Genomic DNA, 22610 nt, shown 5'->3' on the forward strand with positions numbered 1-22610 from the left:
GTCAGTCTGTGGAAAGGGTGCCGACCCAGTTGCGCAGCAGCCGGATGCCGGCTTCGCCCGATTTCTCGGGGTGGAACTGGGTGGCGGACAGGGGTCCGTTCTCGACGGCGGCGACGAAGCGGGCGCCGTGCTCAGACCAGGTCACGCGGGGCGCCGGGAACGGGTGCGTCGCCTCGAGCGTCCACTGCTGCGCCGCGTAGGAGTGCACGAAGTAGAAGCGTTCCTCCCGGAGCCCGGCGAACAGAACCGAATCCTCAGGTGCGTCAACGGTGTTCCAACCCATGTGCGGGAGAACCGGGGCATCGAGTTCGGTGACAGCACCCGGCCACTCGCCGAGGCCTTCGGTGTCGATGCCGCGTTCGACGCCGTGTTCGAACAACACCTGCATGCCGACGCAGATACCGAGCACCTTGCGACCGCCGGCCAGACGCCGATCGATCACCTCCGCGCTGCGGGAGGCGTTGAGCTGCTCCATCACGGCGCTGAACGCGCCGACTCCGGGCACGACGAGTCCGTCGGCCTCCAACGCCCGGGCGCGGTCGCCGGTGAGTTCGACAGTGGCACCGGCCGCTTCGAGGGCTTTGACCGCGGAATGCACATTTCCGCTGCCGTAGTCGAGCACGACGACAGTCGGGGAGAGTCCTTTGGTCACAGCAAGCCCTTCGTCGACGGGATCCCCGTCACCTCGGGGTCGAGTGCCTTGGCCTGGCGGAACGCGCGGGCGAACGCCTTGAATTCTGCTTCGGCGATGTGGTGCGGGTCACGGCCGCCGAGCACACGGACGTGGACGGTCAGTGCCGCGTTGTAGGAGATCGCCTCGAACACGTGGCGAACCATCGACCCGGTGAAGTGGCCGCCGATGAGGTGGAATTCGAAACCAGCAGGCTCGCCGGAGTGTACGAGGTACGGCCGGCCCGAGATGTCGACGACAGCCTGGACGAGTGCCTCGTCCAGGGGAACGAGGGCGTCACCGTACCGGGAGATGCCGGACTTCGTGCCGAGGGCCTCGCGGATCGCCTGGCCGAGCGCGATGCCGATGTCTTCCACCGTGTGGTGGACATCGATGTCGGTGTCTCCCTTGGCGTGCACCGTGAGGTCGGTCAGCGAGTGCTTCGCGAATGCCGTCAGCAGGTGGTCGTAGAACGGCACCGTCGTGTGGATGTCGCTCGTGCCTGTGCCGTCGAGGTTGATCGACAGGTCGATGCTGGACTCGCTCGTTTCGCGCTGGATGCGGGCGGTCCGCTGGTCGGTGCTCATGCTTTCGAGCCTATCGCGGCCATCGCGTCGAGGAATGCGGTGGTCTCTGCTTCGGTCCCGGCGGTGACGCGCAACTGGCCGGGCAACCCGATGTCACGGATCAGGATGCCGCGCTCCAGCAGCGCCTCGAACAGTGCGTGCGGGTCGTCAACTCCCCCGAACAGCACGAAGTTGCTGTGGCTGCGATAGGTGTGGAACCCCATCTCGGTCAGGCCGGCGGTGATCCGGTCGCGCTGGATCCGGATCTCGTCGACCATGGCGAGCATTGCCGTGCTGTGCGAGAGCGCGGCGGTCGCGGCGGCCTGGGTGAGGGCGGAGAGGTGGTAGGGCAGTCGGACGAGACGGAGGGCATCCGTCACGGCGGGATCGGCGGCCAGGTAGCCGACGCGGATGCCGGCGAAGGCGAATGCCTTGCTCATGGTGCGTGAGACGAGAAGACGATCCCGCCCGGGCAGGAGCGTCAGCGCACTCGGGATGTCATGTGGCGCGAACTCGACGTACGCCTCGTCGACGACGACGATCCCGTCGGTTGCGTCGTAGACCGCTTTGATGGTGTCGAGCGCGAGCGGGGTTCCGGTCGGGTTGTTCGGCGAGCAGAGGAAGACGATGTCGGGCTTCGCCTCCGACACGGCCGCAGCGGCGGTGGCCGGCGACAACTCGTACTCGGCATCACGTTCGGCGGCGATCCAAGTCGTTCCGGTTCCCGAAGCGAGGAGGGAGTACATCGAATAGGTGGGGGCGAAGCCGAGGAGAGTGCGCCCGGGGCCGCCGAAAGCCTGCAGCACCTGCTGGAGAACCTCGTTCGAGCCGTTGGCCGCCCAGAGGTTGTCGCGGGTGAGCCCGTGCCCGAGGTAGCCGGCGAGACTGTCGCGGAGATCGCTGAACTCGCGGTCCGGGTAACGGTTGGCTCCGAGGACGGCGGAGGCAAGGGCGGTGACGATGTCACGAGCCACGACCTCGGGAATGGGGTGCGTGTTTTCGTTGACGTTGAGTGCCACGGGGACGCTCTTCTGGGGAGCCCCATAGGGCGTCTTGCCGCGAAGGTCGTCGCGGATGGGCAGGGACTCAAGGGAACTCACCCGCCAAGTTTACCGGCGGGCGACTCCCCCCGGTGCCGGGCGGTCGATGCCGGGCGGCGGTGCCGGGCGGCGGTGCCGGGCGGACGGTGCCGGGTGGGCGACGCGAAAGACGCGGCGCCGTCGGCTCAGTTGCTGGAGTACTGCTCCGGAATGGCGATTCGCTGCCCGGGTGAGACGGTCGAGCTGTCGAGTTGGTTCAGGCGCATGACGTCGGCGATGACATCACGGGGATCGGCCTCGGGCGCGATGCTCGACGCCAACTGCCAGAGCGACTGGCCGGACTCGATCGTCGCGTATTCGAACACGACAGAACTCGGGCTTGACGTCGCAACGGCGGGAAGGGCGTTCACCCCGAGCCAGGCGGCGACCGCGATCAGCGGAGCGGCGGCGAGCGACGTGAAAACGACGCGGCCACGGCGGGTGAGGCGGATGCGGCCGGTGCCCTCCGGGGCTTCTGCTGCGGCGCGCGACGCAACCACGGGCGACGGTCGCATCGCTGCCTGACGGGACGAGAGTGCCGGGCGGATCGGTGTGATGACTGCTGTGCTCATGGTGTGCCTCCTGCGTTGCTGACGGTGCTCAAGCGGTGGTTCGGAGTGTTCGTATCCGACTCCCGGCCGGGGGAGCCGGATACGAAGCTGTGTTCCGAATATATATTCGATTGTTCGAACATTCAAGTGCGTATTCGTACTTTCATGAATTCTTTTCTCGACACACTCGAACAGATGTTTGCTGCGCGGGGGTGCCGGGTCTAGAGTTCTGCTGATGGTTGATACCCAACCAGCGACCACTGACATTGGCCGGCAACGCCCGCCAGACGGGAGTGACATGACGCTCAATAAGAGAGATGCCGCTGGTACGGCTGGGTCTCCCGGCACAAAGGCCAAGCGGGTTCTCGCCGACAAGCCGACCACCCGGCGGCGCAAAAGTCTCAGCGAGAAGCAGCTGGCCATCCTCGACGTCATCCAGCGCTCCGTGAGCTCCCGCGGTTATCCGCCGAGCATGCGCGAGATCGGCGATGCCGTCGGCCTGGCATCCCTGTCGAGCGTCACCCACCAGCTCAACCAACTCGAACTGAGTGGCTACCTTCGCCGCGATCCCAACCGCCCGAGGGCCCTCGAGATCCTCATCGACCTGCCCTCGCCCTCCGCGGAGGTCGACTTCGAGAACACGACGCCGGTCGGTGACGCCGCGATGGTTCCGCTCGTCGGCCGGATCGCCGCCGGTGTGCCCATCACGGCAGACCAGCAGGTCGAGGAAGTCTTCCCTCTCCCCCGGCAGCTCGTCGGCAAGGGAGAGCTCTTCATGCTCAAGGTGTCAGGCGAGTCGATGATCGACGCCGCAATCTGCGACGGCGACTGGGTCGTCGTCCGCCAACAGCAGACGGCCGAGAACGGCGACATCGTCGCAGCGATGCTCGACGGCGAGGCCACCGTGAAGGTATTCCGCCAGCGCGACGGCCACACCTGGCTGCTCCCCCGCAACTCCAGCTTCGAGCCCATCCTCGGCGATGAAGCCGACGTGCTCGGCAAGATCGTGGCGGTCCTGCGCTCCGTCTGACGCCAGCATCAACACCGTGCTCCGGCGAAAACGGTCAAAGATCGACGCGATCCTTGACCGTTTTTGACCGAGCAACGCCGCATACAGCCGATCGCGACCGAACAGCAGCCCGGTCAGGACGTCCGGGCGAACTCCGAAACCTGGGCGGCGAGCTCCTCGGATGCCATCGCGCGCACGTGGGTGCCCTCCTCGAGGTAGTCGAGGTGGTCGACCCGTCCGCGCCGGTGCAGCATCGAGATCACATCGCCGCGGTCGTACGGCACGAGGAGGTCCAGTTCGACCGAAGGGCTCGGCAGAAGGTCGCTGAGTGCTGCCAGGATCTCCGGGATGCCCTCACCCGTGCGTGCAGAGGCGAAGATGGCGCTCGGCTCGAGGCCGCGCAGGAGCAGCCGGTCGTCTTCGTTCACGAGGTCGCTCTTGTTGAAGACGACGAGCTCGGGGATGTCGCGGGCGCCGACGTCACCGATGACGTCGCGGACGGTCATCAACTGGGCCGCGGGGTCGGGGTGCGATCCGTCGACGACGTGCACGATGACATCCGCTTCGGCGACCTCTTCGAGGGTTGACCGGAACGCTTCGACCAGCTGGTGCGGCAGGTTGCGGACGAAGCCGACCGTGTCGGAGATCGTGTACAGCCGGCCGTCGTCGGTCTGGGTGCGCCGGACCGTGGCGTCGAGCGTGGCGAACAGGGAGTTCTCGACGAGCACGCCGGCCTTGGTGATCCGGTTGAGGAGGCTCGACTTGCCGGCGTTGGTGTAGCCGGCGATGGCGACGGACGGGACCTCGAAGCGGTGGCGGTTCGCCCGTTTCGCTTCGCGTGCGGGACCGAAGCCCTTGATCTGCTTGCGGAGTTTCGACATCCGGGTGTGAATACGGCGGCGGTCGAGCTCGATCTTCGTCTCACCAGGTCCGCGCGAACCCATTCCGGCCCCGGCGCCACCGACCTGTCCACCGGCCTGGCGCGACATCGAATCACCCCAGCCGCGCAGACGCGGGAGGAGGTATTCGAGCTGCGCGAGTTCGACCTGCGCCTTGCCCTCACGGCTCTTGGCGTGCTGGCTGAAGATGTCGAGGATGACGGCGGTGCGGTCGATGACCTTCACCTTGACGACATCCTCGAGCGCGCGTCGCTGGCTTGGCGCGAGTTCGGTGTCGGCGATGACCGTGTCGGCGCCGAGCGCGGCGACGATGTCGCGGAGCTCATCGGCCTTGCCCTTGCCGAGGAACGTGCTCGGGTCTGGGTTCGGCCGCCGCTGCAGCATGCCATCGAGCACGACGGCTCCGGCCGTCTCTGCCAGGGCGGCGAGCTCGCGGATCGAGTTCTCGGCATCCTGCAGGGATCCCTGCGAGTAGATGCCGATGAGCACGACGTTCTCAATGCGCAGCTGCCGGTACTCGACCTCGGTGACGTCTTCGAGCTCGGTCGACAGGCCCGCGACGCGGCGGAGCGCCTGCCGGTCCTCGCGGTCGAGCTGCTCACCGTCGTGGCCGGCATCAGCGGTCGCGCCGAAGCCGGAATCGGTGTCGAGCGCTTCGGCCTTGCCTGAACCGAACAGGGAGTAGCCGGATGCGCGTGTCTCCGCGTTCCGAAGCACGCGCGTCACGGCGTCGTCGCCGTCGGGAAGATCTGTGGTGTCGCTTGGGGTGGTCATCAGAGTTAACCCTAACGCGTGCGGTCGAGTAACGTTCGGGTATGTCCAGCGATCACTATTTCACCGGGGTGCCCGCCACCGAACTCAAACTGCGGACCGTCACGGTGCATCTCGCCGGCGCCGACCGCGAACTGACGACGGCCAACGGCATTTTCAGCCCGGGCCGCATCGACCAGGGCACCCAGGTGCTCCTCAGCGAGACACCCCGCCCTCCCGCGACGGGGAACATCCTCGACCTCGGCTGCGGCTGGGGGCCGATCGCCTTCACGATCGCTTTCGCGTCGCCGGATGCCACGGTGTGGGCCGTCGACGTCAACGAACGGTCGCTGGAACTGGTGCGGATGAACGCTGAGAAGCTGGGGCTCACGAATGTGCGCGCTGTGCTGCCCGACCAGGTGCCAGCGGACCTCGTCTTCGATTCGATCTGGTCGAACCCGCCGATCCGGATCGGCAAGCAGGCCCTGCACGAGATGCTCGAGCACTGGCTCCCCCGGCTCTCGCCCGGCTCCGACGCCTGGCTCGTGGTGCAGAAGAACCTCGGCGCCGACAGCCTGCACCGCTGGCTGCAGGAGCAGCTCGCAGAGACCTTCGACGTGACGCGCGAGGCGATCAGCAAGGGCTACCGCGTGCTGCGCGCGAGCCGGCACAGCGACTGAGCTCAGCCCAGCTGGAGTGTTCCGGTGTAGACGAGTTCTGCGGCGCCGCTCAAGCCGACGTGCTCGCCGTCCTGGGTTGCGAACATCCGCACACCGAGGGTTCCGCCGGGCACATCGACGCGCCACTGGTTCGGCGCTGTCGGACCAGCCCAGTGCCGGGTCGCCAGCGCTGCCGCAGCGACCCCGGTTCCACAGGACAGCGTTTCCCCGCTGCCGCGTTCGTGCACCCGCATGGTGATCCGGCCGACGCCGTCGGTGACCAGCGGGTCGTGCGGCACCACGAACTCGACGTTCGCGCCGTCGATGGGCTCCGGTTCGATCCGCGGCACGTAGCTGAGGTCTGCTGATGCGAGTTCGGACTCGTCGGCGAGGGCGACGACAACGTGCGGATTGCCGACGTTGATGCCGAGCCCGGGCCGCGCCACCTTGAGTTCCTTGGCACGCACGAGAGGCTCGCCGCCGTCGAGCGCCCAGCGGCCGAGGTCGACCTGGAACCCGTTGGTGGACTTCTGCACGTCGCGCACCCCGGCGCGCGTGCCGATGGGGAGGGTATCCCCCGACTCCAGCGTCGCGAGGCCCTGGTCGAGCAGGTACCGCACGAACACCCGGATGCCGTTGCCGCACATCTCCGCGATCGATCCGTCGGCGTTGTGGTAATCCATGAACCACTCGGCGTTCTCGTCTTCAGCGAGTGACGCGGCGCCCGCGTCGAGGTTCGCTGAGCGAACAGCGCGGATGACGCCGTCTGCGCCGACTCCGAAGTGCCGATCGCAGATCGCGGTGATCTGCTCGGCGGTCAGCGGCTGGGCTCCCTCGGGGTCAGCGTAGAGGACGAAGTCGTTGCCGGTGCCTTGACCCTTGGTGAACGGGAGCGTGAATGCCATGGGCCAAGTCTACGGTTCGTCCCGGGGCACCCCCGGCACGGCGTTCGCCATCGGTGTCGGACATGCGCCACGCGGCGTAGCGCCCCAAACGCACCGAGATGCCGCACTTTGTCGCTCCGGAGCGACGTGGGCAGCACACCGTGGCGAATCGAGCCACCCGTCGAGGCCCCAGCGTCGGCGAATCGTCGATCGGGCCACCTGGGCCATGCAGCACGACGGTGAGCAACATCCCGGGCCAATCCCGTGAACGAGCATGTGGGCCCGGTCGATCGAGAAGAACGCCCGTGAACGCCCGACTCACCACACTCTGTCGTTCGCGGAGGACGTGAACGACATCCCACGGCGAATCGACACGCTGGGCCCGTTCGTCAGTTCGTGACGGATGCGACGGCAGCGTCGACGAGGTCGGGCGCGTCGTAGTCCAACCAGACGATGTCGGCGTAGCGGCGGAACCAGCTCACCTGCCTGCGCGCGTACCTCCGCGTCAACTGCTGCGTCTGCTCGATCGCCTGGGCCTCGGTCGCGGTGCCGGCGAGCTGCTGCAGTGCCTGGGCGTAACCGATCGCCCGCGATGCGGTGACTCCGTGTTCGAGCCCCTGCGGTATGAGTTCACGGACCTCGTCCAGCAGCCCGCCCCGCCACATCCCGCGGACGCGTTCGTCGAGCCGCGCGACGAGTTCCTCGCGTGGCGCTCGGAGGCCGACGATGCGGGTCCGCCGCCAGTAGACGGGTTCCTCCGGAAGCATGCCCGCGACCGGTGACCCGGTGAGCTCGGCCACCTCAAGCGCGCGCACGAGCCGGCGGGTGTTCTGCGACCCGATCCGCGACGCGATCGCGGAATCCAGGGCGGCAAGCCGGCGGTAGAGGGCACCGGCGCCCTCCGTCTCGAGTTCCGCCTCGAGCCGGGCCCGAATGGCCTTGTCGGATGCGGGGAACTGGAAGTCGTAGATCACGCTCGCGACGTAGAGGCCAGACCCTCCGACGAGGACCGGCGTGGCCCCGCGCGCGACGATGTCGTCGACGGCCGCGCGGGCATCCGCCTGATACTGGGCGACGGTGGATTCCGTCGTGACGTCGAGCACGTCGAGCAGGTGATGCGGGACGCCGCGCCGCTCGCCGGGCGGAAGTTTCGCTGTGCCGATGTCCATGCCGCGGTACAGCTGCATCGCGTCGGCGTTGATGATCTCGGCCGGGCGACCGGCTGCTGCGAGACGTTCGGCCAGATTGAGCGACAGCTCTGACTTACCGGTGCCGGTGGGGCCGATGATGCAGATCACGTCGGCCTCTGCAGGACTCAGCGCTGACCGTCCAACTGGTCGTAGATCGGAGTGGTGGCGCCCGCGACGGATGCCGGGGGGCCGACCCGCAGGGACGGAAGCCCCAGCGAGACCCGGCCGGGTGTCGCTGCAGCCGGCGCGGGGACCCCGCACGACTCAGCCTGGGCACGATCCCAGGCGTCTCCCGCGGCGGTGCGGCGGACCCGGAGCGGCTGCCCGTCGGCGGTGTCAGCGATCAGATAGAACGGCGCGGCCTGGCTGACCCGCACCGTGACGACATCGCCGGGCCGTGGGATCTCGGAGCCCTCGGGCACGTCGAAGTGCACGAGCCGTGAGTCCTCGGCGCGGCCGGACATCCGGTGTGTCGCTGCGTCTTTCTTGCCCTCGCCGACGGCGACGAGCAGCTGGACTTCGCGTCCGACGACGGCCTGGTTCTCTTCGAGGCTGATCCGGTCCTGAAGGGCGGTGAGCCGCTCATAGCGCTCCTGCACGATCGCCTTCGGGATCTGGTCGGGCATGGTCGCCGCGGGTGTGCCGGGCCGGATGGAGTACTGGAACGTGAACGCGGTCGCGAAGCGGGCGGCTTCGACGACACGCAGGGTCTCCTGGAAGTCTTCCTCGGTCTCGCCGGGGAACCCGACGATGATGTCCGTGGAGATCGCGGCGTGCGGCATCTGCGCACGCACCCGGTCGAGAATACCGAGGAACTTCTCGCTGCGGTACGACCGGCGCATGGCCTTGAGGATCCGGTCGGAACCGGACTGCAGCGGCATGTGCAGTTGCGGCATCACGTTGCCGGTCTCGGCCATGGCGTCGATCACGTCGTCGGTGAAAGCGGCCGGGTGCGGGCTGGTGAATCGGATGCGCTCGAGTCCCTGGATCTCGCCCGCGGCGCGGAGGAGTTTGCCGAAGGCCTGCCGGTCGCCGAACTCGACGCCGTAGGAGTTGACGTTCTGGCCCAGCAGGGTGACTTCGATCGCCCCGTCGTCGACGAGCGCCTGGATCTCGGCGAGGATCTCGCCTGGGCGGCGGTCCTTCTCCTTGCCGCGAAGAGCGGGGACGATGCAGAAGGTGCAGGTGTTGTTACAGCCGACCGAGATCGAGACCCAGCCACTGTAGGTGGACTCGCGCTTGGTGGGCAGGGTCGACGGGAAGGTCTCGAGCGAGTCGAGGATCTCAATCTGGGCTTCGTCGTTGTGACGGGCCCGTTCCAGCAGGCTCGGAAGCGACCCCATGTTGTGCGTGCCGAACACGACGTCGACCCAGGGCGCCTTCTCGAGGATGACGTTCTTGTCTTTCTGGGCAAGGCATCCGCCGACGGCGATCTGCATTCCCTTGTGACGCTTCTTCACGGATGCCAGATAGCCGAGGTTGCCGTAGAGCTTGTTGTCGGCGTTCTCGCGGACAGCGCAGGTGTTGATGACCACGACATCCGGCTCGACACCCACCGCTTTGACGTACCCGGCCGCGTCGAGGGACCCGCCCAGACGTTCGGAATCGTGCACGTTCATCTGGCAGCCGTAGGTGCGGACTTCGTAGGTTCGTGCTCGCCCGGACCCGTCGAGAGCCGCGGCTGACGGCGTGATGACGGTGGGCGTTTCCTGCAGCGTGCTCATGATCGTCCCAGTCTACGTTCGACCGCCCGATCCGGGCGACGGATGCTCCGGCGTGCGTCCTCCGGACGGCGGGTGCCGTCCGCTCCCAACCGACAGCAGCAGCATCCGTCGCCGGCCGCCCCCGCCACGAAGTCACCCGTTCCGGTCGAAGTCATCCGGCGCACCGGGTGCTCTTGACCGGAACGGATGACCACGCCCGTATCCAGCACACGCCGCCAGGCACACCGGACAGCACAGCATCCCGCCTGTCCCCGCAACGAAGTCACCCGTTCCGGCCGAAGTCATCCGGCGCACCGGGTGCTCTTGACCGGAACGGGTGACCACGCGCGTGTCCAAACGCGTACGCCGTCACGCACACCCGACGGCGCGGTGCGCAGCCGAAACAGAACCGGCTTGTGCCCACCACCAGAGGATGGCGGGCACAAGCCGGGTCGGGTCTCAGGTACGTTCGTGTCAGCGGAACCGCACGGTCGACGATGCCGAACTCGAACGCCCGGCAAGAAGAGGCGCGATCGCTTCGCGGACGATGTTGCCCGGGTAGCCGCGCCGGGCGAGGTAGCCGACAAGCCGACGCTCGAGCGTCTGCTTGTCGAGCCCAGTCAGCTGCGACGCACGTTTCGCCGCGATTTCGGTCGCTGCACTGAGCTCGTCACCGGAGTCGATGTCGTCGAGGACCTCGTCGATGATCTCGCGTTCGATCGACCGCCCAGACATCGCCCGGGCGACGACAGCCCTGCTCTGACCCTTGCGCTCGTACAACGCGTGTTTGAGCTGCTCGGCGAGAACGCGGTCGTCGACGTAGCCCAGATCGCGCAGGTGGTCGAGGACCGAGTTCGCCTGATGAGCGGTCAGCCCTTCGTCCATACCGAACGACAGGACCTCGGACTCGCTGAGCGCCCGCCGGGCGAGTTTCTTCACGAGTGCTGCCTCAACCGACTCGGGGTCGGGTTCAGCCACCGCCTCTACGACATCTTCCTGTGGTGTCGCCCCGGGAAGATAGGTGACCGTTGCGAGCTTGTCGCTCGGCTCGCCCTCGGGCTCGTTGGGATCGATGAATCGGACCATGCGCGACCCCTACGCTCCGCGCCGGGCGGCGAGGTCGTCGGCGGCTGCTTTGCTTGCCGCGTTCGGCTTGCCGGTCGGTGCTTTCACGTCTGCGGCTTTCTCGGGTGCGGCGACCGCTCCGCCGATGCCGAGTTTGGCCTTGATCTTGTTCTCGATCTCGTTCGCGATATCAGGGTTCGTCAGCAGGAAGTTACGGGAGTTCTCTTTGCCCTGGCCGAGCTGTTCACCGTCGTAGGTGTACCAGGAGCCCGACTTCTTCACGATGAGGTGCTCGACACCGAAGTCGATGAGGCTGCCTTCGCGGGAGATACCGATGCCGTAGAGGATGTCGAACTCGGCCTGCTTGAACGGAGGAGCCATCTTGTTCTTCACGACCTTGACGCGCGTGCGGTTTCCGACAGCATCCGTTCCGTCTTTCAGCGTCTCGATCCGGCGGATGTCGAGCCGGACCGACGCGTAGAACTTCAGCGCTTTTCCGCCGGCCGTGGTCTCGGGGCTGCCGAAGAACACACCGATCTTCTCGCGGAGCTGGTTGATGAAGATCATGGTGGTGTTGGTCTGGCTGAGCCCACCGGTGAGCTTGCGCAGCGCCTGCGACATGAGCCGCGCCTGGAGACCGACGTGGGAGTCACCCATCTCACCCTCGATCTCGGCGCGGGGCACGAGCGCGGCGACCGAGTCGATCACGATGAGGTCGATGGAACCGGAGCGGACGAGCATGTCAGCGATCTCGAGTGCCTGCTCACCGGTGTCGGGCTGGGAGACCAGCAGGGCATCGATGTCGACGCCGAGCTTCTGCGCGTAATCGGGGTCGAGGGCGTGTTCCGCGTCGATGAAGGCGGCAATACCGCCGGCCTTCTGCGCGTTGGCGATGGCGTGAAGGGTGAGCGTGGTCTTACCGGACGACTCAGGGCCATAGATCTCGACGATGCGGCCACGCGGAAGCCCTCCGACGCCGAGAGCGACGTCGAGCGCGATCGAGCCGGTGGGGATGACGGCGACAGGGGCACGCTCATCGCTGCCGAGGCGCATGACGGACCCTTTGCCGAACTGGCGATCGATCTGTGCGAGTGCGGTTTCAAGCGACTTCTCGCGGTCTGCTGGTGATGGCATGTCATGCCTCTTTCTCTGTCGATATCGGTGCGCCTGTAGGCTGTCACGCCCGGGAGTTTCCGCGCTGCGACAAGGCTGGGAGCGTCTTTCAGGAACGATGTCGACTGTATTGTGCACCCCTGACATTGGTGTCTGGGGGAGGAAATCAGTGGGCAGTTCGCACATGAAAGGCTCTTGTGAAGGAGCCTAACCCAGACCGAACAGGTGTTCGAGTAAATATCGGCGGCGTGTCGGAAACCTTCGTCCGACGCAGGAGGCCTGCTACAGCCGGGGAGGCGGCACGCCCGCCCCGTGACGCCGCTCGACGGGCACATCCGTCTCACGGCAGATGGCGAGCCAGACGGTCCGCGGGGACTCGCCGGCGGCCAGGGCCTCGTTGGGCGTGCGACCCCCCAGTTCGCGCAAGACGAGGTCGCTGGCGAGCACGCGGCCGTATGCGCCACCGAACTCGGTGGTCATGGCTGTCCTGAACTCGCTGAGTTTCACGGATCAAGCGTAACGGGCGCTGAGAACGAAAATACCCCGAAGCACTGGCGCGCTCCGGGGTATTTCGGATGGACCTTCTCGTCAGCGACTGACGAGGTTGGCGTCCAGTTCTGCGACGAATTCGTCGGGGACGGTGTCGGGGATCGGCTCGATACCTTCGAGAACCGCGAGACGGTCTCCGACTTCGCGCATGATCACGGAGATCGGCGTCTCCAACGCATCGGCGACCGAGGCGAGGATCTCACTCGATGCCTCTTTCTGCCCGCGCTCGACTTCGCTGAGGTAGCCGAGGGCCACACTCGCTTTGCTTGCAACCTGGCGAAGAGTCCGCCCTTTTTGCAGCCGGAAGTCACGAAGCACGTCGCCGATTTCTTGACGAACAAGTATCATTTGACCCCTCCTTCTCTGCCGGTCAGTCTCACCGCCGGTAAGCCTGTGGATGGCTACTTTACTACACCGATCCATGCACAAACCCTAGTGTTTCTGACTGATCTTTTCTTGTGAGTCTGTTCGGTGCAACGACGGACAGATTCCTCTTATTCCGGCGGGGTGGGAACACTTTCAACACTCAGTTCTCGCTCGTGTCAGTGCCCGTGATCGCGATGAGATAGTCGATCGCTGCCGTGACCGTGTCGCGCCGGATCGCATCCCGGCCGCCGGTCAGGTGGAGACCGAGAGAGCGGGTTCCCCCGGCGAGCGACAGCCCGAGAAAGACCGTGCCGGGCTGCGTGCCGTCCTGCGGGTCCGGGCCGGCGACGCCGGTGGTCGAGATGCCGATGTCGGCCTCCCGTCCGTCGGCCTCGAACACCCGGCGCACTCCCGCCGCCATCTGCTCCGCGACGAGCGGATGCACGGCGCCGTGTTCGGCGAGGAGACCGGCGTCGACACCGAGAACCGAGCCCTTCGCTGAGGTCGCGTAGGCGACGACTCCCCCACGGACGACAGCGGATGCCCCGGCCGGCCGGATGAGTTCGGCTGCCAGCAGTCCCCCGGTCAGCGACTCGGCCACGGCGACGGTCAGCCCACGCGCCGTGAGGTGGCGGATCAACGCGGCTGTCCGATCCGCCTCGCGCCCACCCCCGCCGCTCATGGCCGTCGAGCTGCCTTCAGTGCGGTGAGGACGTAGTCGATGCCGCTGGCGACGGTGAGGAGCACGGCGATGGTCATCAGGGCTCCGTTGACCCAGAAGATCCATTCGCCGACCAGGAGGTAGAGCGGCGCCAGGGCGAGAGAGATCGCGACGGCCTGGGCGACGGTTTTGAGTTTGCCCATCCAGGCCGCCGCAACGACGTGGTCCGTTGCGACGATCATCCGGTGCACGGTGATACCGATCTCCCGAACGAGGACGACGATCGTCACCCACCAGGGCAGTTCGCCGAGGATGGAGAGGGCGACGAGGGCGCCGCCGGTGAGGATCTTGTCGGCGATCGGGTCGAGCAGCTTGCCCAGTTCGGTGACAAGCCCGTGTTTGCGGGCGATGGCGCCGTCGATCCCGTCGGTCGCGATGGCGACGACGAACAGTCCGGCAGCCGCCCAGCGGAGCGCGCCGTCCGCGCCGTCGTCGGCCAGCAACATCCAGATGAAGACAGGAGCGAGAAGGATGCGGACGACGGTGATCGCGTTCGGCAGGTTCAGGTTCGTCGAGCGGGGAGCGGCGGCGCTGGGAAGGGCCATGATCTAATCCTTGCCGGTGAGGTGCCAGGCGTCCTCGTCGGATTCGCCCTCCACCTCATCGTATCCGGCGAACTGTTCTTCGACCTGGTCTCCTGCGTAGCGTTCATCGGATTCCGGGGCGGCCGCGAAGGCCGGGCCGTCTTCACCTTTGAGCTTCGCGAGGAGCCCGGGCAGCTGCTCCGCCGTGACGAGCACGTCGCGCGCCTTCGATCCTTCTGATGGGCCGACGATCTCACGTGACTCCATCAGGTCCATGAGGCGACCCGCCTTCGCGAAACCGACCCGGAGCTTGCGCTGCAGCATCGATGTCGAACCGAACTGGGTGCCGACGACGAGTTCTGTGGCCGCCAGCAGCAGCTCGAGGTCGTCTCCGATATCGGCATCGACCTCTTTCTTCTCCGTGATCGCGGCGACGTCCTTGCGGTATTCGGGTCGCGCCTGCTGGGTGACGTGCTTGACGACCTTTTCGATCTCGGCTTCGGAGACCCAGGCGCCCTGCACCCGGATCGCCTTGTTCGTGCCCATCGGCAGGAACAGTCCGTCACCCTGGCCGATGAGTTTGTCGGCGCCCGGCTGGTCGAGGATGACCCGGGAGTCGGTGACGCTCGTCACGGCGAACGCGAGCCGCGACGGCACGTTCGCCTTGATCAGGCCGGTGACGACATCGACCGACGGCCGCTGCGTCGCGAGGACGAGGTGGATGCCGGATGCGCGCGCGAGCTGCGTGATGCGCACGATCGAATCTTCGACGTCGCGGGGGGCGACCATCATCAGGTCGGCGAGCTCGTCGACGACGACGAGGAGGTACGGGTACGGCTTGAGCACGCGTTCGCTACCCGCCGGGAGCACGATCTCATTGGCGACGACGGCCTTGTTGAAGTCGTCGATGTGCCGGAAACCGAAGCTGGCGAGGTCGTCGTACCTCATGTCCATCTCCTTCACCACCCACTGCAGCGCTTCGGCCGCCTTCTTGGGGTTGGTGATGATGGGCGTGATGAGGTGCGGCACACCTGCGTACGAGGTCAATTCGACGCGCTTCGGGTCGATCAGGACCATTCGCACGTCGCTCGGCTTGGCACGCATGAGCAGGCTCGTGATCATCGAGTTGATGAAGCTCGATTTTCCGGAGCCGGTCGAACCGGCGACGAGGAGGTGGGGCATCTTCGCGAGGTTCGCGACGACGAACCCGCCGCCGACGTCCTTGCCGACACCGATGGTCATCGGGTGGACGCTCTTGGTGGCGTTCGCCGAGCGGAGGACGTCGCCGAGCGTGACGATCTCCCGGTCGGTATTCGGGATCTCGACGCCGATGGCGCTCTTGCCCGGGATCGGGGCGAGGATGCGAACCTCGTTGGATGCGACGGCGTAGGCGATGTTGTTGGTGAGCGCGGTGATCCGCTCGACCTTGACACCCGGGCCGACCTCGATCTCGTACTGGGTGACGGTCGGGCCGCGGGAGAACCCGGTGACCTTCGCGTCGACCTTGAACTGTTCGAGCACACTCGTGACTGCTGCGACCACGACATCGTTCGCCGCCGACCGGGTCTTCGCCGGGTCGCCCGCACCGAGCGTTGCGGCGGACGGCAGGCGGTACGGTGCGGCCGGAGCCGCGGGGCGCGCCATCCGCTGCGGGCTGGTGTCGTCCATCAGGCCGAGGCCTTCCAGCCCGGGCAGAGCTTCGGTCTGGCCGTCCGGGCCGTCGTCGTGCAGCCCTGAGGTGGGCACGCCTGATCCCTCGAAAGTACCGAGCGCAGCTTCCGCCGCGGACAGGTCGCCGATGATCTCGGTCATCGCCTCATCGTCGTCGTCGATCGGGTTGCCGAACATGTCGAGGTCCTGGCCTTCGAGCGCGGAGTCGAATTCGCCGTTCCCCCGGCTCGGACCGCCGAGAAGTTCGGAGACGTCATCGGTTTCGAGCGGGGAATCGAATGCCGGGTCGATCTCACGCTGGCTCTTGTTCCGCCGCCACCAGGGCAGCGAATCGTCGGCTTCGTCGTCGTCGCCGTCGATCCCGTCCAACTCGACCTGCTTCGTCCGTTCGAGTTTCGCTGCCTCCCGTTCTTCCTCGGTGGGGAGCTCGGTGCCGAAGGTCCAGGCGTAGAGCTGGCGAAGGCGCGCGCCGATCTTGTTCGGCGGCGTCTTGGTGATGATGAAGAGGCTGAGCAGGAGCAGGAGGGAGAGCACGATCGCGGCGCCGACCTGGGTGGTCAGGGCCACCAGCGGTGCTCCGACGATCCAGCCCACGAGTCCGCCGGCGACGGCGAGAGCGGGCATGCCCTCGCTCGGGCTGGGCTGCCCGCCGAAAGCGTGGCACAGTCCGGCGGCCGGAACGAGCGCGAGGATGAGCCCGATGCCGATCCTGCCGTTGTCGTTGACGGAGCTGGGGTGCCGGAACAGCCAGACCGCCAGCAGCAGCATGACGACGGGGAGCGCGAAGGCGAGACGCCCGAAGATGCCGCCGAAGGTGAACGCGTTGAGGGTCTGGGCGACCGCGTTGTTGACACCGAACCACTGCACGACCATGCCGACGATGGCGAGCAGGAGGATGAGGAAGGGGATGCCGTCGCGGCGTTCTTCCTTCGCGAACCGTTCGGGTCCGAAGGCGCGGGCGGTGCCGCCGGCGAGGTGGGCGAGCCCCATCCACATCCGCACGAACACGTTCTCGGTCGATTCGGCCGGGTACGCCACCGTCTTCGCCGTCGGCAGCTTCGTCGTCTTCGCCGTCGTGTTCTTCGCCGGTGCGGCCTTCTCCGGCGTCTTGCGGGCGGTCGATGAACCTCCGCGCGCCGGCGTGCTCCGACCGCGGCTGGACGATTTGCTGGTCGTAGCCATGGTTCCACGGTACTTCGCACGGCGGACTTTGCCCGGCATTGACGCGGCCAGTTCGCCGTCCGGTCTGCGCTCAGCGGAGGATGCGCACCATGGTGTCCGAGCCCGTGCTCTTTTCGATCGTGTGGAAACCCTCGCTGACGTAGAGCCGTTGCGCGTAGTTGGCGCGATCGACGCTCAGGCTGATCCGGGTGTACCCGGCAGCCCTGGCTTGCACGACGACCGCCTCCAGAAGTGCACGGCCGATCCCCTGGGCCCGCCACACCGGGACCACACCGAGCGTCAGCTCGGGCACGCCCGGTGCGACGAAGCCGTGACCGGGGTCGTGGGCGGGCAGCAGCCGGTACCAGCAGGCGCCGATCGGCGTGCCCGCTGAGTCCATCGCGACCGAGCCGCCGTCGCCCGGTCGTTTCCAGCCCGCGATGTACTTCGCGGTCGTCGGCCCCGCAAGCACGTCGACCCGCGTGCGGGTCCGCGTCGGCATCCATTCGGATGCCTCGAAGAGCATGTCGCCGAGAAAGCGGGCGTCCGTTCCCGTCGCCTCACGCAGGGTGAACCGGTCCATGACACGGATGCTACGTCATGCGTGTTTCCGGCGGATGACGCCGGCGCTAGTAACGGATGGCGTCGATCACCTTCACCCGGACGGCGATGACCGCGGGGATGAGGCCGGCGAGGGCGCCGACGACCGTGGCCACGATCAGGCCGAAGACAGCCGCGGACGCGGGGAACGGCGGCATGTCGCTGACGAGTCCGCCGCTCACCAGATCGGAGACCATCGGACTGTTGACGATGAGGACGGCGAGGATGACCCCGACGACGCCCGCGACGACGGTGGCCACAACGCTCTCCATCATCACGGCGAAGAACACCCGGTTGCTCGTCGCGCCGAAGCTGCGGCGGATGCCGATCTCGCGGATGCGCTGACGCACGGTGACGAGCGCGATGTTCACCAGGCCCAATGCCCCGAGGAGCAGGATGATCCCCCCGATGACGAGGGTCACGATCCTGAGGATCGCGGTGGGGTCGTCCATGTATGCACCCCAGTCGGTGCGGTCGACGCTGACGAAACCGGAGTTGCCGAGGCCGGCCGTCATCTCGGCCTGGATCCGGACCGACAGCTCCCGCACCAGTGGTTCCGGCACCCACATCTCATACTGCGGCGCCGATGAGATGAGCCGCGTGGGGTCGACGATGCTCGCGAAGTTCGCGGTGAGCATGTACATGGACGGCCAGGTGTCCCAGGTGCTCGTGCGGTAGACGCCGATCACGACGGCTTCGATCCCGCCGAGGCCCGCGACCGTCACCTGCGGGTGGGTCGCCAGGTCCGGCGAGCCCAGCGAGTGCCACATCGCCGTGTTGACGACCACAGCGGGAGCCAGCCGGTCGCTGTCGTCAACCCCGAACCAGCTTCCGTGGTCGATCAGTGTCCGGTGCATCTCGCCGTACGGCTGGTCGACCACCTGGAGGGAGACATCCTGGATTCCCTCCGGGAACTGCACGCTGGTCTGGTCCCACCGCACCCGGGTGGCGTACGCGATCTGGTACCGGTCGAGGACGTCGAACCAGGCCTGGTCGGCCTGTTGCCAGCCGGCGGTGCTGGTGTCGGCGGGTGACATTCCCATGGTGAGGGTGGCCGCCCGGCCGCTCGAGCGTTCGGCCTGTTCGATGGTTCCCTGCTGCGCGATGTCCGACATCGCCACCGACCCGCTCAGGGCGCAGACGGCGACGGCCACTCCGACGAGCGAGAGCAGCACGCGGCCCTTGTGGATCCGTACCTCCTGCCAGGCCTCGGCGAGAGAGCCCACGAACGTGGCGAGTACACCCATCAGGCGACGACCTCGGAGGCGACAGCGAGGTGCCCGGCGTCGAGCCGGAAGTGGCGGTTGCTTCGCGCGGCGATGGCCGGGTCGTGGGTGATGGTGACCAGAGCGGCGTTCTCTTCGCGGACGATATCGTCGAGAAGCTCCATCACGCTCTGGCCGGTTTCGACGTCGAGTGCTCCTGTGGGTTCGTCGGCGAGGATGAGCCTCGGCCCGCGCACGAGGGCGCGCGCGATGGCGACGCGTTGCTGCTCACCGCCGGAGAGGCTGCCGGGAAGAGCGGCCAGCCGGTGGCTGAGCCCGACCCGGTCGAGCATCTCAGCGGCGATCCGCTCCCTGCCCCAGAAGGTCGGACCGGTGGCGTACAGGAGCGGCATCGTCACGTTCTCCAGGGCCGTCCGGCCGTCGAGCAGGTTGAACTGCTGGAACACGAAGCCGACATTCGAGCCCCGGATGCGGTCCCGGCGCCCTGACCGCATGGCCGGCACCGATTCGCCGTCGAAGGTCACGTCACCCGTCGTCGGCAGGTCGAGCAGCCCGAGGATGTTAAGAAGGGTCGACTTGCCGGAACCGGAGCGGCCGACGACGCTCAGCCTCTCCCCCGGGTCGACCGCCAGGCTGACACCGGACAGGATGGTGAGCGGGTCGGCGTCAGGGATCTGCACGGTGCGGCTCACGTCAGTGAGCTCGATGAGACTCAACCGACGTACCCTTCGTCGTTGCAGAACACGGTGCCGTCGGGCTGTTCGATACAGCCGTCTCCGCCCGCCGGGTCGGTGGAGTCGTCGACGGGCACGAACTGCAGCACATCATCGCCCTCCGCGACGCCGTCGACGATCTGCACGAGGGCGCCGTCGTTGAGGCCGAGCGTCACCGCCCGCTCCTCGGGAGCACCGTCTGCCGCCAGGACCCAGACGGTCCCGGCCGTGGAGTTGCCCTTCACCGCCGTGACCGGCAGGGTCAGGATGTTGTCGGCGCTGCCCCCGGCGATGGTGAGTTTCGCGGTGAGCCCGGCGAAGACCCGCACGTCGGCGGGTACCGCACAGCGCACGACGGCACCGGTCGCGGGAGCAGTGCCGTCGGGAGCGGATGCCTCGGCACCGGCCAGCGGACGGCTGATCGTCAGCGCGGAACAACTGAACGTGCCCGGCCCGCCCAGGGCTTCGACCTGCGCCTCGTTGGGTTGCTCGACGAGCCTGTACTGGTCTTCGGGTTTGATCGGCCCGGACACGCTGAAGGTCGTCGGCGCCACCTTTGCCACCGAGTCCCCGACGGCGACGACCTGCCCGACGAGCGAAGACACGGTACTGACGGTGCCCGTGATGGGCGCCTTCACCAAGGCCGTTTTCATGGTGGGCCTCGGCTGGGTGATGGTGACGTTGCCGGCGGCATCCGTCCGCGTCACCGGTTCCTGCACGACCTCCTGCCGGATCTTCGCCAGGGTGTCGCCTGCCGTGACGGCCTGGCCGGCCACCGCCGTGATCTCGTAGATCTCACCGGCGAGTGTCGCCCGGCCGTCGACGGCCGGGTCGGCTTCGACAGCGGCGTCGATGACCACGGCGGTCACGATCGAACCAACGGCGACCTGGGTGACCGGATCAGAGACGATTCCGGTCGGCTGGCTCGCGTTGACGCTCGTCGACAGGTCGGGGAAGAACGCCACCTTCACGAGGGCGATGGCGATCACCGAGAAGATCACCAGACGGAGGATCGGAAAGACCCATTTGCGCCAAACACCCATCCGTTTTCCCCCGTCATCAGGCCAATGGCCGTCAGGCCGATGGTCGTCAGTCTAGGGATGCGCCGAGTGCGCTGGCGTCCGTCGTGAGGATGATATTCAAACGTTACGCAGCGCTCTCACACGAACTGCCCGGCTGCCGAGCCCTGGCGAGGCAGGACCGGAAACCGGGCACGTCGGTGGAGGCACCGGAGGTGCGGCTCGGGCTTAGGCCTCGATGACGAGCGGAACGATCATCGGCCGGCGACGGTACGAGGTGTTGACCCAGCGGCCGACGGTGCGCCGCACGATCTGCGACAGGGCGTGCGGGTCGCGCACACCGTTCCGCGCGGCTTCGGCGAGGGCCTGCTCGATCTTCGGCTTGACGCCGTCGAACACCCGATCGTCTTCGGCGAATCCCTTGGCGTGGATCTCCGGGCCGACGATGACCTTGCCGGTCTGCGCCTCGACCACGACGATGATCGAGATGAAGCCCTCTTCGCCGAGGATGCGGCGGTCCTTGAGATCGGCGTCGGTGATCTCTCCGACGCTGGAACCGTCGACGTAGACGAAGCCGATGTCGAGCTGGCCGACGATGCGGGCCACCCCGTCTTTGAGGTCGATGACGGTGCCGTCTTCGGCGAGGATCGTGTTCTCCTCCGGGACGCCGGTGTCGATGGCGAGTTTCGCGTTGGCGACCAGGTGGCGGTATTCGCCGTGCACAGGCAGCACGTTCTTCGGCTTGATGATGTTGTAGCAGTAGAGCAGTTCGCCCGCCGCGGCGTGACCGGAGACGTGGACCTTTGCGTTGCCCTTGTGCACGACGTTCGCGCCGAGCTTGGTGAGGCCGTCGATCACGCGGTAGATGGCGTTCTCGTTGCCGGGGATCTGGCTGGAGGCCAGGATGACGGTGTCGCCGTCACCGACCTCGATGGCGTGGTCCATGTTCGCCATGCGGCTGAGGACGGCCATCGGCTCGCCCTGCGACCCGGTGGACATGTAGACGATCTTGTCGTCAGGGATGTCCTTGGCCTTCTTGTAGTCGATGAGCACGTTCTCGGGCACCTTGAGGTAGCCGAGGTCGGCGGCGATGGTCATGTTGCGCACCATGGAACGGCCGAGGAGTGCGACCCGCCTGCCGTTGGCGTGGGCGGCGTCGAGGACCTGCTGCACGCGGTGGACGTGGCTGGAGAAGCTGGCGACGATCACCCGGCGTGGGGCGCGGGCGATGACCTGGTCGAGGACGGGTCCGATGGACCGCTCGAGCGGGGTGAAGCCCGGGACGTCGGCGTTGGTGGAGTCGACGAGGAACAGGTCGACGCCCTCCTTGCCGAGGCGGGCGAACTCACGGAGGTCGGTGAGGCGGCCGTCGAGCGGCAGCTGGTCCATCTTGAAGTCACCGGTGGCGAGGACCGTGCCGGCCGTCGTCTTGATCGCGACGGCGAGCGCATCCGGGATCGAGTGGTTGACGGCGACGAACTCGAGAGCGAACGGGCCGAGCTGTTCCTTCTGCCCTTCGGCGACGGTGAGGCTGTACGGCTTGATCCTGTGCTCTTTGAGCTTCGCCTCGACGAGCGCGAGGGTGAGGCCCGAGCCGATCAGCGGGATGTCGTTCCGCAGTCGCAGCAGATACGGGACAGCGCCGATGTGGTCTTCGTGCCCATGGGTGAGGACCACGCCAACGACGTCGTCGAGACGGTCCTTGATCGGAGTGAAGTCGGGCAGGATGAGGTCGACGCCGGGCTGGTGCTCTTCAGGGAACAGCACGCCGCAGTCGACGATGAGGATCTTGCCGTCGATCTCGAAACTTGTCATGTTCCGGCCGACTTCGCCGAGACCACCGATCGGGATGACGCGGAGCGTCCCGTTCTTCAGGGCAGGCGGGTTGTAAACGGATGTGGGCATATGCCCTCCTTGGATGT

22 protein-coding genes are annotated in these 22610 nt (G+C 67.0%); 2 read left to right on the forward strand and 20 right to left on the reverse strand.

Annotated features, from left to right (window positions below):
- Position 1 precedes the first annotated feature (1 nt).
- The 4 genes from hisH to ABIE24_RS14440 all read right to left on the reverse strand — a co-directional run bounded on the left by hisH (position 2) and on the right by ABIE24_RS14440 (position 2887).
- Complete coding sequence (hisH, locus tag ABIE24_RS14425; protein WP_354500854.1) at positions 2-652, reverse strand: imidazole glycerol phosphate synthase subunit HisH; 651 nt, start codon at positions 650-652, stop codon at positions 2-4.
- Complete coding sequence (gene hisB, locus ABIE24_RS14430) at positions 649-1257, reverse strand: imidazoleglycerol-phosphate dehydratase HisB (RefSeq protein WP_354500856.1); 609 nt, start codon at positions 1255-1257, stop codon at positions 649-651. The genes hisH and hisB overlap by 4 nt, the downstream gene beginning before the upstream one ends.
- A complete protein-coding gene (locus ABIE24_RS14435) occupies positions 1254-2336 on the reverse strand; it encodes a histidinol-phosphate transaminase (RefSeq protein WP_354500858.1) in 1083 nt (360 codons plus the stop codon). The genes hisB and ABIE24_RS14435 overlap by 4 nt, the downstream gene beginning before the upstream one ends.
- A gap of 125 nt (positions 2337-2461) precedes the next feature.
- Entirely contained in the window at positions 2462-2887 is a 426-nt protein-coding gene (locus tag ABIE24_RS14440; protein ID WP_354500860.1) for a LysM peptidoglycan-binding domain-containing protein, read from the reverse strand.
- A gap of 277 nt (positions 2888-3164) precedes the next feature.
- On the opposite strand from ABIE24_RS14440, the gene lexA reads away from it, so the two are divergent.
- Complete coding sequence (lexA, locus tag ABIE24_RS14445; RefSeq protein ID WP_354500862.1) at positions 3165-3896, forward strand: transcriptional repressor LexA; 732 nt, start codon at positions 3165-3167, stop codon at positions 3894-3896.
- Between the two features lie 113 nt (positions 3897-4009).
- Here the strand turns inward: lexA and hflX are convergent, their stop codons facing one another.
- On the reverse strand, positions 4010-5548 hold the full coding sequence (gene hflX / locus ABIE24_RS14450) for a GTPase HflX (protein ID WP_354500864.1): 1539 nt from the start codon (positions 5546-5548) through the stop codon (positions 4010-4012).
- A 41-nt stretch (positions 5549-5589) separates the two neighbouring features.
- On the opposite strand from hflX, the gene ABIE24_RS14455 reads away from it, so the two are divergent.
- Entirely contained in the window at positions 5590-6204 is a 615-nt protein-coding gene (locus tag ABIE24_RS14455) for a class I SAM-dependent methyltransferase (protein WP_354500866.1), read from the forward strand.
- A 2-nt stretch (positions 6205-6206) separates the two neighbouring features.
- On the opposite strand, the gene dapF is transcribed toward ABIE24_RS14455, so the two are convergent.
- The 15 genes from dapF to ABIE24_RS14530 all read right to left on the reverse strand — a co-directional run bounded on the left by dapF (position 6207) and on the right by ABIE24_RS14530 (position 22593).
- Positions 6207-7088 carry a diaminopimelate epimerase gene (gene dapF, locus ABIE24_RS14460; RefSeq protein WP_354500868.1) on the reverse strand — a complete coding sequence of 294 codons (882 nt, stop codon included), beginning with the start codon at positions 7086-7088 and terminating at the stop codon, positions 6207-6209.
- Between the two features lie 368 nt (positions 7089-7456).
- On the reverse strand, positions 7457-8365 hold the full coding sequence (miaA, locus tag ABIE24_RS14465; protein WP_354500870.1) for a tRNA (adenosine(37)-N6)-dimethylallyltransferase MiaA: 909 nt from the start codon (positions 8363-8365) through the stop codon (positions 7457-7459).
- Positions 8366-8382: 17 nt separating this feature from the next.
- Positions 8383-9981: a tRNA (N6-isopentenyl adenosine(37)-C2)-methylthiotransferase MiaB gene (gene miaB / locus ABIE24_RS14470; RefSeq protein ID WP_354500872.1), complete on the reverse strand. Its 1599-nt coding sequence runs from the start codon at positions 9979-9981 to the stop codon at positions 8383-8385.
- A gap of 453 nt (positions 9982-10434) precedes the next feature.
- On the reverse strand, positions 10435-11046 hold the full coding sequence (locus ABIE24_RS14475; RefSeq protein WP_354500874.1) for a regulatory protein RecX: 612 nt from the start codon (positions 11044-11046) through the stop codon (positions 10435-10437).
- A 9-nt stretch (positions 11047-11055) separates the two neighbouring features.
- Positions 11056-12159, reverse strand: a complete 1104-nt coding sequence (recA, locus tag ABIE24_RS14480; protein WP_354500876.1) for a recombinase RecA — start codon at positions 12157-12159, stop codon at positions 11056-11058.
- Positions 12160-12420: 261 nt separating this feature from the next.
- Positions 12421-12645 (reverse strand): DUF3046 domain-containing protein, encoded by a 225-nt coding sequence (locus ABIE24_RS14485; RefSeq protein ID WP_354500878.1) that lies wholly within the window; start codon positions 12643-12645, stop codon positions 12421-12423.
- Positions 12646-12726: 81 nt separating this feature from the next.
- Positions 12727-13035, reverse strand: a complete 309-nt coding sequence (locus tag ABIE24_RS14490) for a helix-turn-helix domain-containing protein (protein WP_354500880.1) — start codon at positions 13033-13035, stop codon at positions 12727-12729.
- Between the two features lie 178 nt (positions 13036-13213).
- On the reverse strand, positions 13214-13735 hold the full coding sequence (locus ABIE24_RS14495; protein ID WP_354500882.1) for a CinA family protein: 522 nt from the start codon (positions 13733-13735) through the stop codon (positions 13214-13216).
- Complete coding sequence (gene pgsA, locus ABIE24_RS14500; protein ID WP_354500883.1) at positions 13732-14319, reverse strand: CDP-diacylglycerol--glycerol-3-phosphate 3-phosphatidyltransferase; 588 nt, start codon at positions 14317-14319, stop codon at positions 13732-13734. Before pgsA ends, ABIE24_RS14495 begins: the two co-directional genes overlap by 4 nt.
- A gap of 3 nt (positions 14320-14322) precedes the next feature.
- A complete protein-coding gene (locus tag ABIE24_RS14505; protein ID WP_354500885.1) occupies positions 14323-17151 on the reverse strand; it encodes an FtsK/SpoIIIE family DNA translocase in 2829 nt (942 codons plus the stop codon).
- A gap of 70 nt (positions 17152-17221) precedes the next feature.
- Positions 17222-17713: a GNAT family N-acetyltransferase gene (locus ABIE24_RS14510; protein ID WP_354500887.1), complete on the reverse strand. Its 492-nt coding sequence runs from the start codon at positions 17711-17713 to the stop codon at positions 17222-17224.
- Between the two features lie 46 nt (positions 17714-17759).
- Entirely contained in the window at positions 17760-18977 is a 1218-nt protein-coding gene (locus tag ABIE24_RS14515; protein WP_354500889.1) for an ABC transporter permease, read from the reverse strand.
- Positions 18977-19672, reverse strand: coding sequence for an ABC transporter ATP-binding protein (locus tag ABIE24_RS14520; RefSeq protein WP_354500891.1), 696 nt, complete (start codon positions 19670-19672; stop codon positions 18977-18979). The genes ABIE24_RS14515 and ABIE24_RS14520 overlap by 1 nt, the downstream gene beginning before the upstream one ends.
- Positions 19669-20712 carry an efflux RND transporter periplasmic adaptor subunit gene (locus ABIE24_RS14525; RefSeq protein ID WP_354500893.1) on the reverse strand — a complete coding sequence of 348 codons (1044 nt, stop codon included), beginning with the start codon at positions 20710-20712 and terminating at the stop codon, positions 19669-19671. The genes ABIE24_RS14520 and ABIE24_RS14525 overlap by 4 nt, the downstream gene beginning before the upstream one ends.
- 204 nt (positions 20713-20916) lie before the next feature.
- Complete coding sequence (locus tag ABIE24_RS14530; protein ID WP_354500895.1) at positions 20917-22593, reverse strand: ribonuclease J; 1677 nt, start codon at positions 22591-22593, stop codon at positions 20917-20919.
- Between the last annotated feature and the right edge of the window lie 17 nt (positions 22594-22610).

The sequence above is a fragment of the Mycetocola sp. 2940 genome, from assembly GCF_040548835.1.
Classification (GTDB): Bacteria; Actinomycetota; Actinomycetes; order Actinomycetales; family Microbacteriaceae; genus Mycetocola_A.

Bases quoted from the DNA above. Each gene is read 5' to 3' on its own strand.
- dapF (WP_354500868.1), bottom strand. From the start codon at position 7,088: ATGGCATTCACGCTCCCGTTCACCAAGGGTCAAGGCACCGGCAACGAC.
- hisB (WP_354500856.1), bottom strand. From the start codon at position 1,257: ATGAGCACCGACCAGCGGACCGCCCGCATCCAGCGCGAAACGAGCGAG.
- ABIE24_RS14440 (WP_354500860.1), bottom strand. From the start codon at position 2,887: ATGAGCACAGCAGTCATCACACCGATCCGCCCGGCACTCTCGTCCCGT.
- lexA (WP_354500862.1), top strand. From the start codon at position 3,165: ATGACGCTCAATAAGAGAGATGCCGCTGGTACGGCTGGGTCTCCCGGC.
- ABIE24_RS14495 (WP_354500882.1), bottom strand. From the start codon at position 13,735: ATGAGCGGCGGGGGTGGGCGCGAGGCGGATCGGACAGCCGCGTTGATC.
- ABIE24_RS14490 (WP_354500880.1), bottom strand. From the start codon at position 13,035: ATGATACTTGTTCGTCAAGAAATCGGCGACGTGCTTCGTGACTTCCGG.
- ABIE24_RS14510 (WP_354500887.1), bottom strand. From the start codon at position 17,713: ATGGACCGGTTCACCCTGCGTGAGGCGACGGGAACGGACGCCCGCTTT.
- miaB (WP_354500872.1), bottom strand. From the start codon at position 9,981: ATGAGCACGCTGCAGGAAACGCCCACCGTCATCACGCCGTCAGCCGCG.
- recA (WP_354500876.1), bottom strand. From the start codon at position 12,159: ATGCCATCACCAGCAGACCGCGAGAAGTCGCTTGAAACCGCACTCGCA.
- ABIE24_RS14515 (WP_354500889.1), bottom strand. From the start codon at position 18,977: ATGGGTGTACTCGCCACGTTCGTGGGCTCTCTCGCCGAGGCCTGGCAG.
- ABIE24_RS14525 (WP_354500893.1), bottom strand. From the start codon at position 20,712: ATGGGTGTTTGGCGCAAATGGGTCTTTCCGATCCTCCGTCTGGTGATC.
- ABIE24_RS14505 (WP_354500885.1), bottom strand. From the start codon at position 17,151: ATGGCTACGACCAGCAAATCGTCCAGCCGCGGTCGGAGCACGCCGGCG.
- hflX (WP_354500864.1), bottom strand. From the start codon at position 5,548: ATGACCACCCCAAGCGACACCACAGATCTTCCCGACGGCGACGACGCC.
- ABIE24_RS14455 (WP_354500866.1), top strand. From the start codon at position 5,590: ATGTCCAGCGATCACTATTTCACCGGGGTGCCCGCCACCGAACTCAAA.
- ABIE24_RS14530 (WP_354500895.1), bottom strand. From the start codon at position 22,593: ATGCCCACATCCGTTTACAACCCGCCTGCCCTGAAGAACGGGACGCTC.
- pgsA (WP_354500883.1), bottom strand. From the start codon at position 14,319: ATGGCCCTTCCCAGCGCCGCCGCTCCCCGCTCGACGAACCTGAACCTG.
- ABIE24_RS14475 (WP_354500874.1), bottom strand. From the start codon at position 11,046: ATGGTCCGATTCATCGATCCCAACGAGCCCGAGGGCGAGCCGAGCGAC.